Source organism: Streptomyces milbemycinicus, from assembly GCF_002154605.1.
GTDB lineage: Bacteria > Actinomycetota > Actinomycetes > Streptomycetales > Streptomycetaceae > Streptomyces > Streptomyces milbemycinicus.
Window position 1 is genome coordinate 1 of sequence record NZ_MUNE01000214.1, and the last position, 717, is coordinate 717.

Below are 717 nucleotides of genomic sequence, written 5' to 3' on the forward strand. Positions count from 1 at the left end.
CCGCGTCCGCGAGGTGCGGGTCTCCCGGATGCCGCGCCGGAACGCCTCGGTGGCCAGCCGCATTCCGTCCTGCGGGCTGGTGGTGCACAGGTTCGCGTAGTCGAGTACCGCGTCCCAGTATTCGGAGAGCAGAGCAGTCTCGGATATGGCGTCAGGAGATGACTCGTGGGGCATGGAGGTGGTTTCCTCACTGACGAAACAAACGGCGCCCCCGCCGGGCAACACTCTTATCAGGCCGGGCAGAGGATGGCCAAGAGGTCAGTGTTTTTCTCGGAGTTGAGGGATGTTCCACTGTGGGGCCGCCCGAGCCTTTCACGGTTTCGACACAAGTGGCAAGACGCTAAACCCCCGGCCNNGCGGCGATGTCGAGCAGCGGGCGGACCGGAGCGTCGTCGTCGGCCAGCAGCTCGCGCAGCTCGGCCCGGATGGCGTCGGCGTACCGGGGGTCCTGGGTGCTGGGGTACGGGCTCTTGACGCGCTGGGCGACGGAGTCGGGCAGGAGATCGCGGGTGGCGGCGCGCAGCAGGGACTTCTCGCGGCCGTCGAAGGTCTTCATCGACCAGGGCGTGTTGAAGACGTACTCGACCAGCCGGTGGTCGCAGAAGGGCACCCGCACCTCCAGGCCCACCGCCATGCTCGCGCGGTCCTTGCGGTCCAGCAGGAACTGGACGAAGCGGGTCAGGTGCAGATAGCAGATCTCCCGCATCCGCCGCTCCG

General features: G+C 67.4%; 1 pseudogene. It reads right to left on the minus strand.

Annotated features, from left to right (window positions below):
- Positions 1–364: 364 nt before the first annotated feature.
- Positions 365–717: pseudogene (locus CCN51_RS18655) on the minus strand (asparagine synthase-related protein); the annotation flags it as partial.